General features: G+C 60.4%; 15 protein-coding genes and 2 CRISPR repeat arrays. Of the genes, 6 read left to right on the top strand and 9 right to left on the bottom strand.

Features of this window, described 5'->3' with window-relative positions; genetic code table 11:
- The first annotated feature begins 7 nt into the window (after positions 1–7).
- On the top strand, positions 8–1,069 hold the full coding sequence (locus tag Pyrde_RS06880) for a type III-B CRISPR module-associated Cmr3 family protein (protein WP_143522166.1): 1,062 nt from the start codon (positions 8–10) through the stop codon (positions 1,067–1,069).
- A 294-nt stretch (positions 1,070–1,363) separates the two neighbouring features.
- Here the strand turns inward: Pyrde_RS06880 and Pyrde_RS06875 are convergent, their stop codons facing one another.
- Together Pyrde_RS06875 and Pyrde_RS06870 are read right to left on the bottom strand one after the other, a co-directional pair.
- Complete coding sequence (locus Pyrde_RS06875) at positions 1,364–2,011, bottom strand: helix-turn-helix domain-containing protein (RefSeq protein WP_231656836.1); 648 nt, start codon at positions 2,009–2,011, stop codon at positions 1,364–1,366.
- A gap of 78 nt (positions 2,012–2,089) precedes the next feature.
- Positions 2,090–2,560 (bottom strand): hypothetical protein, encoded by a 471-nt coding sequence (locus tag Pyrde_RS06870; protein WP_156328028.1) that lies wholly within the window; start codon positions 2,558–2,560, stop codon positions 2,090–2,092.
- Positions 2,561–3,004: 444 nt separating this feature from the next.
- Here Pyrde_RS06870 and Pyrde_RS10700 point away from each other — a divergent pair, with 444 nt between their 5' ends.
- The 3 genes from Pyrde_RS10700 to Pyrde_RS06855 all read left to right on the top strand — a co-directional run bounded on the left by Pyrde_RS10700 (position 3,005) and on the right by Pyrde_RS06855 (position 4,662).
- Positions 3,005–3,454 carry a hypothetical protein gene (locus Pyrde_RS10700; RefSeq protein ID WP_156328027.1) on the top strand — a complete coding sequence of 150 codons (450 nt, stop codon included), beginning with the start codon at positions 3,005–3,007 and terminating at the stop codon, positions 3,452–3,454.
- A 1-nt stretch (position 3,455) separates the two neighbouring features.
- A complete protein-coding gene (locus Pyrde_RS06860) occupies positions 3,456–3,662 on the top strand; it encodes a hypothetical protein (RefSeq protein WP_055409341.1) in 207 nt (68 codons plus the stop codon).
- A 415-nt stretch (positions 3,663–4,077) separates the two neighbouring features.
- Entirely contained in the window at positions 4,078–4,662 is a 585-nt protein-coding gene (locus tag Pyrde_RS06855) for a hypothetical protein (RefSeq protein ID WP_055409339.1), read from the top strand.
- An 18-nt stretch (positions 4,663–4,680) separates the two neighbouring features.
- A CRISPR array of direct repeats spans positions 4,681–5,254; the repeat unit is 25 nt; unit sequence CTTTCAGTTCTATTTGTTATGATTC.
- 356 nt (positions 5,255–5,610) lie between these two features.
- Here Pyrde_RS06855 and cas4 read toward each other — a convergent pair.
- From cas4 to cas4a, 4 genes are read right to left on the bottom strand one after another with little or no spacing between them, the layout of a single operon-like run.
- Positions 5,611–6,198 (bottom strand): CRISPR-associated protein Cas4, encoded by a 588-nt coding sequence (gene cas4 / locus Pyrde_RS06850; protein ID WP_055409337.1) that lies wholly within the window; start codon positions 6,196–6,198, stop codon positions 5,611–5,613.
- Entirely contained in the window at positions 6,167–6,460 is a 294-nt protein-coding gene (gene cas2, locus Pyrde_RS06845) for a CRISPR-associated endonuclease Cas2 (RefSeq protein WP_055409335.1), read from the bottom strand. Before cas2 ends, cas4 begins: the two co-directional genes overlap by 32 nt.
- Complete coding sequence (gene cas1, locus Pyrde_RS06840; protein WP_055409333.1) at positions 6,457–7,446, bottom strand: CRISPR-associated endonuclease Cas1; 990 nt, start codon at positions 7,444–7,446, stop codon at positions 6,457–6,459. The genes cas2 and cas1 overlap by 4 nt, the downstream gene beginning before the upstream one ends.
- A complete protein-coding gene (gene cas4a, locus Pyrde_RS06835) occupies positions 7,443–8,336 on the bottom strand; it encodes a type I-A CRISPR-associated protein Cas4/Csa1 (protein WP_231656835.1) in 894 nt (297 codons plus the stop codon). The genes cas1 and cas4a overlap by 4 nt, the downstream gene beginning before the upstream one ends.
- A gap of 345 nt (positions 8,337–8,681) precedes the next feature.
- Here cas4a and Pyrde_RS06830 point away from each other — a divergent pair, with 345 nt between their 5' ends.
- Positions 8,682–9,182: a winged helix-turn-helix domain-containing protein gene (locus tag Pyrde_RS06830; RefSeq protein WP_055409329.1), complete on the top strand. Its 501-nt coding sequence runs from the start codon at positions 8,682–8,684 to the stop codon at positions 9,180–9,182.
- 366 nt (positions 9,183–9,548) lie between these two features.
- Positions 9,549–10,059: direct repeats of the CRISPR family, unit length 25 nt; unit sequence GAATCATAACAAATAGAACTGAAAG.
- 72 nt (positions 10,060–10,131) lie between these two features.
- Here the strand turns inward: Pyrde_RS06830 and Pyrde_RS06825 are convergent.
- From Pyrde_RS06825 to Pyrde_RS06815, 3 genes are read right to left on the bottom strand one after another with little or no spacing between them, the layout of a single operon-like run.
- Entirely contained in the window at positions 10,132–10,608 is a 477-nt protein-coding gene (locus Pyrde_RS06825) for a hypothetical protein (protein WP_055409327.1), read from the bottom strand.
- Between the two features lie 26 nt (positions 10,609–10,634).
- Entirely contained in the window at positions 10,635–12,341 is a 1,707-nt protein-coding gene (locus Pyrde_RS06820) for a hypothetical protein (protein WP_055409325.1), read from the bottom strand.
- A 24-nt stretch (positions 12,342–12,365) separates the two neighbouring features.
- The gene (locus Pyrde_RS06815) at positions 12,366–13,340 is read right to left on the bottom strand and encodes a putative CRISPR-associated protein (protein WP_055409323.1); all 975 of its coding nucleotides are present in this window, start codon (positions 13,338–13,340) and stop codon (positions 12,366–12,368) included.
- Between the two features lie 81 nt (positions 13,341–13,421).
- On the opposite strand from Pyrde_RS06815, the gene Pyrde_RS06810 reads away from it, so the two are divergent.
- On the top strand, positions 13,422–15,008 hold the full coding sequence (locus Pyrde_RS06810) for a hypothetical protein (RefSeq protein ID WP_055409321.1): 1,587 nt from the start codon (positions 13,422–13,424) through the stop codon (positions 15,006–15,008).
- Positions 15,009–15,107: the final 99 nt, after the last annotated feature.

Genomic DNA, 15,107 nt, shown 5'->3' with positions numbered 1-15,107 from the left:
CCGCGGCGTGCCCGTGTTGGAGGCCGCGTTCAGGTCGGCTTGGCCTATGTCGTTCCGGCGTCCAGGCGTGTTCGAAGCCCGTGTCCACGGCCCCGGCGCAGCCAGCGAGACCCTAGCATACCCCATGCCCTCAACCATAGCGGGAGCACTAGCCTCTCTAGCCTACGAGGCGGGAGCCTGCAGCAGGGCACAGAGACCCGGGGTCTACGGTGACACTGAGGCCTGCCTGGAATCGCTCTTCGGGGAGAAATACCACCTGTACACCGGGCTAGCTAGGCACAGCGGCAAGCTCTACGTCTACACCAGCAGGGGCTACGCTCCCCTAGATACTGTGAAGAAGCTACTAGCCAGCGTCGCACCGCTCAGCGGTAGACCCCGGCTCCTCTTCGAGGGGCTCATGGAGGGTCTGAAGGCCGGCTCGTCTCTCCAGGCTAGGGTGTTGAGGCGCACCGGTATAGCCCTAAACCGTTCTAGTAAGACAGCTGCCCCCGGGATGCTCTATACTATAGGGATGCTGGACCCCCTTCAGGGCACAGAGCTTGTGGAGTTCGTAGCCCTAGTGGAGGCCTCCAAGAGCCCCATAGAGGAGGGTGAGAAAAGATTTATGACCACGCTTGGGGGAGAGCAGCGTCCAGCCCAGCTAGTCCTACGTAGCTCCGACACCGAGCCAGTGGGCCTCCTCTCTGCATGCAGCGGCAACAACACGCTTCTCCTGCTACTAGTCTCGCCAGCATTACTAGACGAGAGCCCCTGGGCCGGCGTCATAGAGCTGACAAAGAGCGCCGCGAAGAGGCTAGCCGAGAGCCTAGTCAGCGCCGCGGGGCTCGAGAGCATCCTCGAGCCCAGAGAGCCCTACATAGTGCAGCTGACACGCGAGCCAGTAGAAGCCGTGATGCCTGGCTGGAGTATGGCACGGGAGGTGCATCGCCCGCCTCTCCTACTCGTACCAGCTGGCACAATCGTGGTAGCGACTACCCGGGAAGACCCCTGCAGAGCTGCAAAGGAGGCCGCCCGTAGAGGTCTAGGAGCCTATACGAGGCTCGGATGGGGCACCGTGGTAGTCGCCTAGACATCATGTGCAGCTTTTCTCCAGACGATTACAGTTCTCAGCGTTTCCAATCCCCTCGTATAATCTTCTCTAGCTCCTTGCTAGCTGTAGCCCCGAGAGGGCAGTTGGTCTGCTGCTTCGAGGACAGCCAGTGGGTGTTGGAGTAGCTCTGCTGCTAGGGCATCTCCCATAGAGACTGCTTGTATAGCTGGAGGGCGGAGCGTGCATCCTAGCGTCTGGCTCTCTAGAGGTGCCGGGACGGCTTAGGCTATGCCGGTCTTCACCGCCGATAATGCGTCCCGGGGCTGCGGGACGCTATGCTGAGGCTATGCCGCGGGGTGTCGCCCTGTAGCCGTCCTCGGCCCTGTAGGCGAGCCCCTTCTCGGCTAGTGCCTGGAGCCGCCGGTGCACGGTGGACCGTGGTATGCCGAGTAGCTCGGCTGCCTCCCGTACGCCGAGGCCGCGGCCTTCCAGGGTATGCTTGGCTAGGAGTCTGAGTACTCTCCTCTCCTCCTCGCCTAGCTCCACCGGGGCTAGCGACGCCGCGTCGGTCTCGTAGACGGCGCCGATGCTCTCCTCTCGTAGGAGCAGTGTGACTCTCTGGCCGGGCTCGAGGGCGAGCCCCATAGCGGCCACTGTTAGGACTACCGTGAGTACCCGTAGCCCGGCCCTCGGGGCGAACACCACCCGGTCGACGCTGCACTCTCTGACGAGTCTGCGGACGTGCTCCTTGACCATGTAGACTAGCTCCTCGAGCCCCGCGCGGCCCACGTCGAGCCAGTAGACCTCCAGCCTCGCTCCGAGGGCCTCGGCGAACCTCCTCACGAGCAGCAGGGCGTCATCGAGCCGCCGTGTCTCCCCGCCTACACGGGGCGCGAAGAGGGCTACACAGCGGGGCCGCGTATCGGCCATGGCGTGGGTAACTGGCCGCTCGTCGAACCCCAGGCTCGCAGCGAGAAGCATGCCGCCCAAGACGAGGGGGCACCCTCTGGGGGCTCTCCGTGTAAACGTCTTAGGTACTGGCCCTCTATGCCCGGGTGTTCACCTATATGCTCTCAGCGGGTGCCTAGCCTTCCAGTTGATGTACCACTGCTTCTCGCTGAGGAAGCTGTCCACTATCGCCTCTGGTGTCTCGCCGAGCCGCCTTAGCGCATCCGCGTATGGGTGCTCCCTCGCGTACCTTAGGAGCCGGATCATTACTGTGAGCTTCTCGTCGTCGTAGAGGTCGCTCTCTAGCGGCGGGAGTAGCCCGTGGACTAGGAGTGTTAGGAAGACCTCGGGTTTGAGGCGCTGCCAGTGCTGGGGCTCTAGCTCCCTTAGGATGCGCTGGTACTCCTGGCGGAGGTCCTCCTGCAGCCGCCTGGCTGCTAGGCTGCGTGTACACTTGGGGCAGAGGGTTCTGCCGCCGGCTAGCCAGTACTCGCTCCCCCTCCCCAGTACTCTGCCGCACTGCTTGCAGGTGCGGCGCCTCTTGACCCGGAAGGGGCCGCGGAGACTAGGCCTACGCGGCAAAGCGGCCGGCACCACTACAGGCCCAAGCCAGCCCAGCAACATAGTATACACAGAGATATATAAGTGTTAAACGGTGGCGCAGCCCGCCCCAGTCTCACCCGGAATCCACCACCCTACAAGACACCAGGGATCCCAGATCCTAACAGCAGATACACACCCAGAATGCAGCTCCACAGCACGCTACTGCAGACACAAACACTACACTTACGGGAAGGACTGCCCCGGACCCGGGGGCCGCCGATTCCCAGCAACCAGGGTTAAGCAGCCAAAGAGAGGCTATGATGGGCCAAGACACTATCTAAAAAGTCGCCAGGGTACCCTCTCCCCCGCACTGTACGTGTATATATAATGTCTGCACCAGGCTGTACACCTTGCAGGGCTCTCCAGCGTTTCTTCTTGTTCTTGGTATGTGTGGACGCCGTAGTTACGCACCGGGCCTAAATAATGGTCTTAGGTGTCCTAGAGGGTGAACACTGCCGTGGCCACAGCTGGTCGGCTACGGCTCTACCTCAACACCAGCGTCGTGATACGTGCCCTGGAGGACCCCCCGGGGCCCGGGGGTTCCTCGAGGAGTGCTGCCGCCGGCACCGGTGCCTGGTTAGTAGCGTGCACTGGGAGGAGCCGTGGAGGCCCGAGACCATGAGGGAGGCTGTAGAGCTGCTGGAGAGGCTGGGCGTGGAGAACGTAGGAGTAGACGTGAGGGCTCTAGCTAGGAGAGCCTATAGGATGGCAGCGGAGCGGGGCTGGAGCCCCCGGAGGAGGCTAGACCTCATGCACCTGCTCGCGGCGGTGGAGCTGGGCTGCCACGGCGTCGTGGCGGTGGACAGGTTCATAGCCAGGCGGGCGAGGGAATATGGCCTGCTCTACGTGAACCACTACACGGGGTGCCCCTAGGGTGGGAAGGCTATACAGGGAGTGGAGGAGGCTACGCGACCAAGCCGGAGAGCTACTAGGCTACGTAGTCGAGGCCGAGGATGCCGGGAAGGGCGAAGAGGCGTGGCGCATCTACGAGGAGTGGAAAAGCTGGAGAATAAGCTACGAGGAGGCCAAGAAGAGGCTAGAGCAGCTCCTCGCAGAAGCCACAGCGGCAGCCCGGGCCTAGCCCTGGCCCCTCCTATATACCGGCTCCAGGATTATCCCCGTGCCCTCGTCCATGTACACGATGTAGGCCTCTGAGCCCCTCTCTACCAGGGGCCTCGACATCTTTGGCTTCATAGATGCGTACACGGCATAATAGAAACCATCATGCCAGACAATTTTACTACTTCCCAACAGCGATGGCTACATTGTTGGTATAATCGCTAAGCATGATAGCGTAATAGAAGTATTTTACGTACTCTAGCCAAGTGATAGACAGAGAGCGCGGACACCGAGACAAGAGATAGAAAAACCATCAAACACCCATTCACCAGATACATCTTCTAGGTCTAATATCATTACCCCCATCTAGACAGTCCCGAGGAGCACAGCATACATAGGCCTATCCGGGCTTCAGAGACCGCGACCAGGTGCATAGCATGCAGATAGTTGGAAAAATCGTAGACTTTGCTAACGCCATGGTGCTGCTCATTAGCCTCCACGCCTTAACACCCATAGCCGTAGCAGCCCTAGGCCCATGCGCGCAGAAAGAGATTGCCCTCCTCTGGGCTCTAGTAGGGCCATGGTTCACCATACTGTTCCTCAGTGCAGACTCTAGGCTGAGACGCCGCGAGACTAGAGGCATAGAGGCAAAGATACTCGACACCACAGCAACAATATCCTTCACAATCATATTACCGAGCCTAGCCGCTGCTCTCCTCGTCTCCGGGTTAGCCAAAGAGGGTACCGACAAGTCAGTACTCGCCTTCACCTATTTCGCCATCACAGCACTCTCCTCCCCTACGCTCTACGCAGTATGGATGCTCTGCGACTCCGCAGTAGAGAGCCTATTCATACGACTTTCCGGAAAAATCAACACCTCGAGAAAACGCCTACCTTCTCGGGCCAGATACATTGTAAAGACAGTAAAGTGGACACTCCTACTAGCAACCATACTCCTCCTAGCATACATAGCCTACGTATACTGGTCGATATGGGGCATAATCTGCACCCACACAGAATGAGCCCAGAATTGTTAACGCCTTCCAGTTCTATTTGTTATGATTCTACAGCAGCCATTGGTTTCTCCCGGCTCCGGGCTACCTAATCTTTCAGTTCTATTTGTTATGATTCACCTGGACTCAGTGGCGTTCATCAAGGACTTGGACGGCGAGTACTTTCAGTTCTATTTGTTATGATTCAGGCTAGCGTTTTTTGCTAGACCAGAGGCACTGAAGTTTGACAGCTTTCAGTTCTATTTGTTATGATTCACCATTAGCGAAAAAATGTTAGAGTACATCAAGGAAGGGAGATACTTTCAGTTCTATTTGTTATGATTCGTATCCGATAAGGTGTTCAGGCATGGTTTTCGCGTCGTTAAGGTCTTTCAGTTCTATTTGTTATGATTCAGACGGGCCGGGAAGTCGTTCTTAGTAAAGAAGCTCTACGTGGAGCTTTCAGTTCTATTTGTTATGATTCCATCTACTGTCAGAGGTTGAAGTGAGAGACAGCGGTGAAGTCTTTCAGTTCTATTTGTTATGATTCGCGTGGGCGAGCTAATCGAGAAATCTGCGTAGGGGGCGGGGAGCGGTCTTTCAGTTCTATTTGTTATGATTCTGCATGTTGTCCACTCTATGTGCCTCTGTTATAGCTGTATTTATTGTTTTCTTGAGAGTCTTCTAGCTGGTGTCTCGGGTGTCTACATTGTAGCTATGCCGGGGGATAGTGTGATCATTACTGATGGTCTCATCGATAGTATTGTTTCTGCATGCATAATGCTTTTCTAAACTATTTGATGATTGTGGTTGTATTTATGTTTTGTCCTCGGTGCCTGAGGCTATGGTCGCAAAAAATAAGAGGCTCCGGGCCGGCTATGGCGGGGAGCTGTCATGGGCTGTGTTTCTCTGGGAGTGTGTGTATAGTGTAGCGCTGGTTGTGTATCTTGGCTTGTTTTAGCCTGGTGGTTTACTGGTTTAGTCTAGGTTTGGGTATGGGCAGGTGTGGCGGTGTGTGCAGTAGCGGCATTTCTCTCTGGGCTGTGTTACTAGGGGTGGGATTGGGCTTTCTATTGTCCTCCTGGTTCTCTGTATGAGGTTTCTGGCCCATTGTAGGGTGTAGGTGTCGGCGGGGAGCTCTGCTATTATCCTGGGCTCTGGTGTCGCTATTGCTGCTCGTCTTGGTTTGAGGTTGTTCTCGGCTGCTAGGAGGGTGTAGACTGCTAGCTGGGCTAGGTGGCTGCGGTGTGGCTTCCTCCTGGCCGTTGCTTTGACCTCTATTATCGTCCCTGTCTCCTTGTCGATTATGTCTATGGTGCCGGTGGCGCCGTATTGTGTGCTTGCTAGGGCTACCTGTACTGCTGGCCGTCTTAGGCCTAGTTCCTCTGCTACGCGTCTTAGCTCCTCCCTGGTGTGGCTGCGCCTCCCCTCCCTCATGGAGGGTGTCGGGGCTATGCGGGGGAGGGTGTTAGCGGCTAGCCATGCGAGGAGTGGGCACCACTCGTGGAGCTTTACGAGAGTGGCGGTGACTAGTCTAGGCGAGGTGTACTCCGGGTGGATGTGCACGCCCTGGCACCCTTGCTCTGCCATTGCCGACCTCTATGCGGCGGCTCCACACGTGGTCTGGGAGGACGAGGATATCTGCTACGTCGGTCTCGGGGTCCAGGATGCGCTCGAGAGCCCGGGCTATGTCCCTGGCCTTGGCTGCGCCGCCTCGGCCCGCGTAGAGGCTCCGCTGGAGACGCGACAGCCCCATGCTCTGTAGCAGCTTGGCTGCCCGGTCGCGGCGGCCCGTGTCGCTTATATCGTAGGCTACTAGTATGATCACGGCCTCCAGGCCTCTACGAAGCCCTGGTAGTCTGTACCGGCGCGGAGGCTCTGGGCTAGCCGGCGGGCATAGAGCCTGATGTGCCTCTCCAGGGGCTCGGCTTGGCCCCTCGAATCCACGGCGCGGCGGCGCAGCCACTCGTACATGCGCTTCACTAGCTCTGCCCGGGTCTCGCGGGCTAGCAGCCCGGTCTCAGGGTCTACCCTGATGCCCGGGGCGTCCCGGCTCGCGAGCATCGTGTAGACTAGGCTGTCGACGGCGCTGACGCGGAACATCTCGGCGTAGTCATATACCAGTGCGGGGCTCCCAGGCCGCAGGGCGTGGAGGAACCCGACGTAGGGGTCTAGCCCGTGGACCACGAGGGCCTGGAAGACCTCGGCGTAGAGCACGCCGTAGAGGTAGTTGAGGACAGTGTTCACCGGGTCCCGGCTCCCGTGGTCGCGGCCCTGGAAGCCCAGGCTCTGGGGGAGAAGCCTGGCTAGGGAGCCCCAGTAGCGGCGGGCGGCCTGGGCCTCGAGGCCCCGTATCTCCTCGGCCGAGCCCGCCGAGTAGACGCGGAGCATCCGCTCCTCGACCGCGGCCGCCTCCTCGCGTAGCCAGGCTGCGCTGGTCCGCCGGGCTAGGCTGCGGAGGAACCCAGCTTGGTTCTCCAGCTTAGCCGCGACCATGGCCCTGGCGAGGTTGAGGGGCCGCTCCACGCTAGCCCGGTACTGGGCGAGCCGTGTCTCTGCTGCCGCGTTTATCCAGGGAGGCTCCAGCGAGACTATGGGTTCCCCGTGGGCGTCGAGGAAGACTATGCCCACCCCGCTCCTGGCTAGTAGCCGGATAGCGCTGCTCGTCACCGAGACCCCGCTCGTGGCCACGACTACGCGGTCTACCTCGTGGAGGGGCGCTACCATCCGCTCCCCGTTGCTCTCCACCACGAGGCTGCGGCGGTGGACCCGTATCCTGGCGCCGTGCGCCGCCACTACGAGGACGCGGGTCAAGCCACCGCCTCCCCTGCTGCCTCGCTGCCGCCTCGCGCCGGCGCTGTGGGGCTACAGAGGCGGGCGAAGGGGCAGCCCCGGCTGCACTCAGAGGGCGTGCCAGGGTCCTGGCCGCTGAGGAACATCTCTATCGCCTCGTCCCTGGCCTCGATGAAGGCTATCCTCTCGTCGGCGCCGAGGTAGACGGGGTGTGCCTCGACCCTGGAGGCGTCGCCGGAGACGAGGAGCACGAGGCCATAGTCTACGGGGATCTCGTGGCTAGCCTCTAGGGCGAGCGCGTAGCCCGCCAGCGCGGCGGGGTAGTCGTCTCTCCAGCCCCCGAGCTTGACCTCGACCACTATGCCTACCCCGAGCGCGTTGACCCGGAGCCTCGGGGAGAGCCCCAGTAGCGAGCCGTCGATAGCGTACTCGGTGTACCATGGGGGCTGCCCTGTCTCCTCGACCCAGCCGCTCCAGAGGAACACGAAGCGGGTGTAGGCCCTGGCTGCTAGGTCCTCGAGCCCCGGGGCGCCTGCTTCCTCAGCTATGCCCCTCGCAGCCTCCTCGGCATCCGCGACGAGCTCCGCCACGATGCCTGGGGGCTCTCGGCCTAGCACGTGGAGCCTAGCCACGTCCACGGCGCTGCGGCGGAATGCCTCGTGCACGACTCTCCCGCGGAGCATGCCGTTGCTAGGCGGCGGCTCTAGGCCGCGGACCCGGCGGAGGTAGAGGTCGCGGCGGCTAGGGCACCAGCGTATCGCCGCCTCGCTCACGCCTAGGCCTAAGTGGGCCCGGGGCCGCAGCGGCGGGCTCCACCAGCTCCAGCCCCTCAGCTCCTCGGGGACAGGGTCGCGGCTCCTCAGCGCGTGGAGCCGCCGGAGCAGCCTCCCGACACTGCTGGGCGAGAGCATCAAGGCAGCCCAGAACCCACCCGATATAAGGTAATACCGTGACTTATCTAGCACCACCCTGCCCCGGCGGCACGGGACCCAACACCCATAGGCACCCCGCAAAGCCCGGAGCAGGCAACAGGGACCATAGGCGACGAGCACGTAGCCAACAAGGATAGATGGACCGCAGAAGCGTAAAACACAATACATACAGCACTAGGATACACGTAGAGGAGGGGAAGGCTTACGCGCCACACCGTCATAGCGCCACTAACGCCCACGCCCACACCCGCCCTCAAAGCACTACTAACAGCCACCGGAGGAGCCGAGATAGTCCTAGTAGCAGAACAGCCCGTAACCATCCCGATGCAGGCAACGCTACAGCAGGTAGCCACCCTGGCAGAGCTAGCAGGCCACCCCCAGCCAAGACTAGTAGCCATAAACCCCCACGAGCCAGCAACAGCCATAGCACAGATACTCGACACACTAGACACCAAGACCACGGCAACCGCGATCATCGAGCACACCACGCCAGAAACAACCCTAGCCATAGCCCTAGCCCTCCTCATCCACACAGCACGGACAGAAAAAACAGCAACAATCCGGACAACAGAGACAACCATACCACTCCACACAGTCCACACGATACTGACAAACAGCCTACCCGGAATCCAGCGCAGAATAGCCAACCACATACACGCCAACGGCCCGGCAACAATACCCCAGCTAGCAGCAAGCCTCAACCTCTCAGAGCGGACAATCCGAAGACACACCCGGACACTCCAACGACTACAACTCCTAACCCAGCGAGCAAACCTAATCCTACCAACACCATGGCTAACACTCTACCACAAAACAAACACCTAACACAACAAACACAAGGTTAAAACAAGCTACCAAGCCAGACCAATAGTATAGAAACCACACACTCCCAGAGAAACATGATCCATGACAGCTCCTCGTCATAGCCGGCCCAGAGCCTCTTATTTTTGGCGGTCATAGCCCCAGGCACCGAGGACAACACATAAATATCCTCTCCACCATGGAACTTGTTAGAAAAACGCTAAACACGTAGAAACAATGCCATCGATGGAACCATCAGCGATGACCACACTATCCACCGGCATGGATAGGATGCAGACACCTCTAACACGCAAAGGAAGAAGCACTATAAACCCAGACAAAGAAATAAATACATGCACCACAACAACTACACTAGACAGAGAAAATGCAGAATCATAACAAATAGAACTGAAAGGCTTTAGCCTCTTCCTTGGGCTGCTCCCTCTTAGCCGCCGGTGGAATCATAACAAATAGAACTGAAAGTCAACGTTTTCGTTAATACGTTGGATAGCCACCAATCACTAGCTGCCTTCAAGAATCATAACAAATAGAACTGAAAGATGACTCTGTAGTCCTGACAAATGGTGTACTTACATATTCTGAATCATAACAAATAGAACTGAAAGGTGAATGAGGGGCTCCTCGGGCGTGAGGAGCGCCAACTCCCGAAGGAATCATAACAAATAGAACTGAAAGACTATGGCTTCTAGGAGTGCCTTAGCTTCCTCAACATCACCATGAATCATAACAAATAGAACTGAAAGACACGTATCATTTGTGCCTCCTCGTACCCGACTTCAGTTACTAGGAATCATAACAAATAGAACTGAAAGTCCTGCTAGCCGACGTAGCGGTCGAGGCCGCTGTTCACGCTCTGAATCATGGCAAATAGAACTGAATGGAGTGTAATTTGTGGCCGTTGTGTGCGGTGGAGGGTGGTTCTAGGTGTCTTTTTGTGTTCTTAGAGTTGTTCTTAGAGTCTTGTTAGGTGTGCTGTGCTGGGGTTTTGGATTGTTTTGTCGCAGGGCTTGGTTGCTCTGCGTATCCGGTCGTACTCGTGTATGGGTATTATCGAGGCTGTGATGGTTGCGCCTTTTCTTAGGGCTTCGAGGGCTGCTGCTATGCTCATGAGTTTCCGGCCGCCTGTGACGTCTAGTATCGTGTCTGGGCCGAGGAGCCTGGATAGTGTTTTTCTCAGCTGGGTGATGTCCTGGGGGCCTGTTATGTCGGTGGAGGGGAGTAGTAGGAGGCGTGTAGCTGGTGGTGCTGGTGGTGCTTCTTCTCCGGGGCAGGGGCAGCTCCTGGCGATCTCTATCGCCTCGGTGCCCCATTCGTGGCGTGTGGCAACCACTACTACCTCGTCCACCTGTATGCCTTTCCGGCGTAGGAGGCAGAGGGTGGTGTGTAGCACCCCAGGGCTAGCGCCGATGAGCGCTACTAGCCGGGGCATCCTTGGCGCCCCTCTAGTTGCTGGTGCTATTTGCTGTGCTTGTTCTCCTCCTTTGCGGCTATGTAGCCGTCTTGGCGGCATAGGGCTACTGTTCTGGCGTCGCCTTCTACCAGCACGCTGCCCTTGCTGCAGGGAATGATCATGGCGAGGTATGCTATGAGCTGGGCTGCTGCGGCTGCTGCCTGGTGCTGTGTCCAGGGCTTCTCCTGGTCTGGGTGCGCTGGGCTACTCGGGTGGAGGTGTAGTAGCGGTGCGCCGGTGGCTTTTGCCAGGTTTGCTATTCCAGTGTCTGACGTGGCTACTATGTACTGCTCCTTCCTGGCCATCTCGTAGACTGTGTAGTCGCAGCGCTGCTCGCCGGGCGTCTCCACTACGGGGAGCCCGCTAGCCGCCTGGTGGGCTAGTAGTGTTGAAGCGAAGCATGGGCTTGCCAGGCCTGGCTTCTGCTTAGCCTCCTCCATCAGCCTGTTGCGTAGCTCTCGGAGCGCGCATGACGGCACGTGTAGCGGGTTGCTGCGGGGCTGTGGCTGCACCGGCCTAAGAGCGGCTATGGTCTCGGCTTCTAGGAGGCTGTTATGAGCACCGTTGTACAGCGCATTAGTGTCCAGGACGATGCCTCTGCCATCCTGGGCGGCGCGGATCACCGCCTCCGAGAATGGCCTCCCCCTTAGACCGCTATAGTCCCCGCTGGCGTCCCGTACCGCGAGGCGGGCTACCGCGAACCTGGCTAGCCTCGAGAAGCACTTGGGGAGCTGCTCCACCTGCCTGTCGTCATTGACGCCGAGAGCATCAGCGTAGCTGTGAGCTATATTGACCCAGCCCTCGTCCCACAGCAGCCTGGGGGTATCCAGCTCTAGGGCTGGCTTCTGCCAGTCTATGGTGGCTATTCTCCACCGCCTACCCGATATGGCGAGGGTTATGGCTGCCTCTCCACAGGTAGCGGCGTTGACGACCCGGGTGGACCACGCGACCGCGTCTAGGAGGGGGCTAAGCCCCGCGTCCGGGTCGAGTACTAGGCCTAGGCGCTCCGGGAGCCTCAGTAGCCCAGGCATGCACGCGTAGCGGACAACGCCCCCGCTGGCTGGCTTCCCGGCTACAAGGGCTGCATCGACCAGTATTAGCTTCTGCAGGGGCCTCGGTATGTGGGGGTAGCTTCTGCCTCCCCACCACCCCGCCGGGGCGTTCTGCCGGAGCCCGGGGCGGCTGAAGGCCTCGCCCGGCGCATACGATATGTAGACGCTTCTACCCGCCTGGTCTTCGGCCCTCTTCTCCCCCGTGGACATGGCTGCAGCGACTGTTAGCGTCGCGAGCGCACCCGCCATGAGCTTCGTGCCGCCGGTTATGTCCGCACCTATGAGCCGTATATCCCCCTCCCTAGCCTCCCTCAGTATAGCCGCCATCAACCTGCGTAGCGACTCGATGGCTGTGGACGGGTCGTCGAATATCCCGGTGTAGACGCTCCCCTCCCCGGCGTCGGCGTCCACAATTATGCGCGCCCTGAGAGAGTCGAAGTCCATTGCCTTGCTGAGGATCTCCGAGGCCTTCCTAGCCACCGTGGCGCTCTGCGGGGTTGTGAGCAGGATGATGCATGTCTCGTCGAGTAGCCCGGTCTCCGCTAGCCTGGCTAGCGCGGAGGCGACGGCCTCGGGGCTTGTGCCAGCGTTGGCGAGGTATACCCGGCTGCAGCCCCGGAGCGCCCCGGTGAGGGCCCCGGCGGGCTGCTCCCAGCCCACGGCAGCCGCGCCCTCGTCGCCCCTCTACTGCCCGGGGACTGGGCAGCCTGGCTCGCAGCCACCGGCGCCGAGGACTACGCGGAGTAGCCTCGTGAGCTCCCGGGCCCTCTCCTCGTCCACCATGTAGCAGCCGGGCTGCCTGGGCATGGGCCTGGCGGCGCCCGCCTGCACTGCTAGCGCGAGTAGCTGGTCGTCTACCTCGCCCTGGCAGACGCTGCTCCGTGTCTCGAGCGCCGCAGCTCCGTGGAGGAGCCTGGAGGCCTGCCGCGCATCTACTACCAGCGGTGGGAACGGTATGAACACGGGCTCCCTCATGGCCTCGTGGACGTAGTAGGCTGCTGTCGCCCCGGCGAGGCCCGCTGCCAGCACCGCCGCCGCTGACTCGGGCTTGAAGCCGCCAGTCGGGTTTACGTAGACCCGGCAACCCCGGGCTGCTAGGCAGTCTGTGTGGCAGATTATCCTCCGGGCTAGCTCAGCGATGCCTTCCCACAGCTCCTGGCCGAGGCCCTTGACGACCTCTACCCGGGCCCGGCAGCCGATGTCCTCCAGGTAGCCTCTTAGGATCTCCGCGGCTAGCTGCCCGGCAATGGTGTCGGAGGCGTAGAGGACGAAGAACACGCCGCCGGGGCAGCGCGGGGGGCTCCCAAGCCTCCACCGGGCCGCGTTAAGCTCCGCCGAGGCCGTGTACGGCTCAGCGTATAGGACTAGCTCGACCGCTCTCCTGGCCGGCGTGTCGCCCGACATGCAGCGCCTACACTTCTCCTCGTCGATACGGGCTGGGTCGGCGCAGCTGGCAAGACACTCCTCCACCTCCCTGAGGGCCCCGGGGCCGCCGAGCTGGCTGAAGTCCACCGTGACGCTGCCCAGGGGCGTGGCCAGCCTTGCCTGGGTGGAGCCGGAGGCCAGGGCCTGGCGTACTAGGCGGAGCGTGTTGGCTAGCAGGCTTGTCCCGACTGTGGCTAGGTGGGCCTCGCAGCTGCTGTATAGAGGCTCAGGCAATAAGGGGGCACCCCGTGTTGAAGCGGCAGCGCGCTAGCTATATCGGTAGCGATTCTATGCAGTATAGTGGGCAGGGATACGTTGACGCTGGAGCCCTACCAGCTACTCTTCGCCGCCCTAGCCCGCTACGGCAGCGGCGGCTTCTGGCTCCCAGGGGAGAGCCTGCCCGGCCCCGAGAGGCTCCTCGACGCCGATACGGCGTTCTTCTACGTGGACGCCGGCTCGAGGACTGTCAGGCAGCCGGGCGGAGAAGCCTTCGCGGTCAAGCTAGCTGTACTCGCTAGGGCTAGCAGCGGAGGCAGAGTTGAGGAGCGTGTTCTCCACCCAGCACCCGTGCACGACGACGGGAGGCTAGGGCCCTCAATCTTCACCATGGCGGGGAGTGATAGAGCTAGGCAGGGCATAAGCTACCTAGTCGAACTCGCCATGCTGCTCACACTATGCGAGGGATGGCAGAGGCTCCTCGATAGCCACGGCCTACCAGGGGCAGAGCACGCCATCGTAGTACGCCATGGCCCTCTCCTACAGCAGGTACACCATCTACTCTCCAGGGCATACGATGTGCCGGAGCGGGTGCTCCGGGCTGCCCTAGGCTACGCCGGGCTAGGTCCCGGGACGGTGAATAGCATTGTCGGTGATGCTAGGCTCTGCAGGGATAGCGGCCGGGCTAACATCGGGCTTGCTGTGCTCTCCCTGCTCCGCCGTCTAGCCGAGGACGCCTCCCACGGCGACTGCGGCGTAGGGGGCGTTGTAGAGAGTGTCGAGAGGAGCCGCATCCTAGCAGCCTCGGTGGTAGCCGACATAGTCCACGACGTAGCGAGAAGGTCTGCTAGCGAGAATGTAGCCAGCAAGATATGGTGGATGAGCGAGCTGCTGAAACGGAAGATTGTTGACGCGTTGAAGGCTCTGGGAGGCCCAGACTATGCGGCGGACTGTCTCTGCGACGACCCGGGCGCTGTAGCCGATGCGCTGGACTCTAGGCGTGAGTGGGAACAGATGCTCACAGAGCTTGAGCAGGAGCTCCAGCTCCGCTACGGTACTGGGTTAGAGACGGCCTCCAGGGAGCAGCTAGAGGCCGCGATACGGAGTAGCGGGGTACTCCCCACGAGCTATAGTGATAGCGACCTTGTCTACGGCTTCTACTACCTTAGCCCTGCCCCCGGCGGCGGGGTCTACGCTGCTACGCGGCCGAGGCCCCGGCGCGGGGACACAGGCTGGCTAGAGATAGTGCTCGAGGAGCGTGGGGGCGAGCAGAGGCTCCGATGCCACATCGACGAGGCGTATAGGACCCTAGACGAGCTACGCAAGATAAGATACGCCTACATAATGCCCCGCCGCCCGCCGGGCTGTAGCGAGCTACGCGGGAGCCTAGGCGAGGCAGGCCTTTCGCCGTGCGAGGCAGCGCGGCTCCTAGTAGTGCCGCCAGCTTTAAGGGTTGAGTACGTGGATGGCATGCAGGGCTGGGACACTCTGCTGTCTTTCACCGGCCTCTCGGCATCCCTAACAGTCTACGGGTATCCCCCGCAGCTCCTGGTAGTGGACAAGTATAGCCGTCTTAGCCTAGACGAGGCGCATATCCTCAAAACACTCCTCGAAAACATGTCCAAGAAGAGTCAGCCATACCTCAGCTTCATAAGGGGCTGGGAGACCCGCACCCTCCTAGCATAGCACATACAGCGTAGCGGAGACGATGCTATGGGCGTAGCAGCGTTGGAGGACATGCTATGCTATCCACGCCCTGGGGCAGCATATCTAGAACCCTTATCT

The organism is Pyrodictium delaneyi, assembly GCF_001412615.1.
Classification (GTDB): Archaea; Thermoproteota; Thermoprotei_A; order Sulfolobales; family Pyrodictiaceae; genus Pyrodictium; species Pyrodictium delaneyi.
The sequence above is the reverse complement of the archived record's forward strand: the minus strand, read 5'-3'. Positions and strand labels throughout refer to the sequence as shown.

What these genes read in the sequence shown, in the direction of transcription:
- Pyrde_RS06875 (WP_231656836.1), bottom strand. Translation starts at nt 2,011, where the DNA reads ATGCTTCTCGCTGCGAGCCTGGGGTTCGACGAGCGGCCAGTTACCCAC.
- Pyrde_RS10700 (WP_156328027.1), top strand. Translation starts at nt 3,005, where the DNA reads ATGGTCTTAGGTGTCCTAGAGGGTGAACACTGCCGTGGCCACAGCTGG.
- Pyrde_RS06855 (WP_055409339.1), top strand. Translation starts at nt 4,078, where the DNA reads ATGCAGATAGTTGGAAAAATCGTAGACTTTGCTAACGCCATGGTGCTG.
- Pyrde_RS06830 (WP_055409329.1), top strand. Translation starts at nt 8,682, where the DNA reads ATGCAGGCAACGCTACAGCAGGTAGCCACCCTGGCAGAGCTAGCAGGC.
- cas4a (WP_231656835.1), bottom strand. Translation starts at nt 8,336, where the DNA reads ATGCTCTCGCCCAGCAGTGTCGGGAGGCTGCTCCGGCGGCTCCACGCG.
- Pyrde_RS06825 (WP_055409327.1), bottom strand. Translation starts at nt 10,608, where the DNA reads ATGCCCCGGCTAGTAGCGCTCATCGGCGCTAGCCCTGGGGTGCTACAC.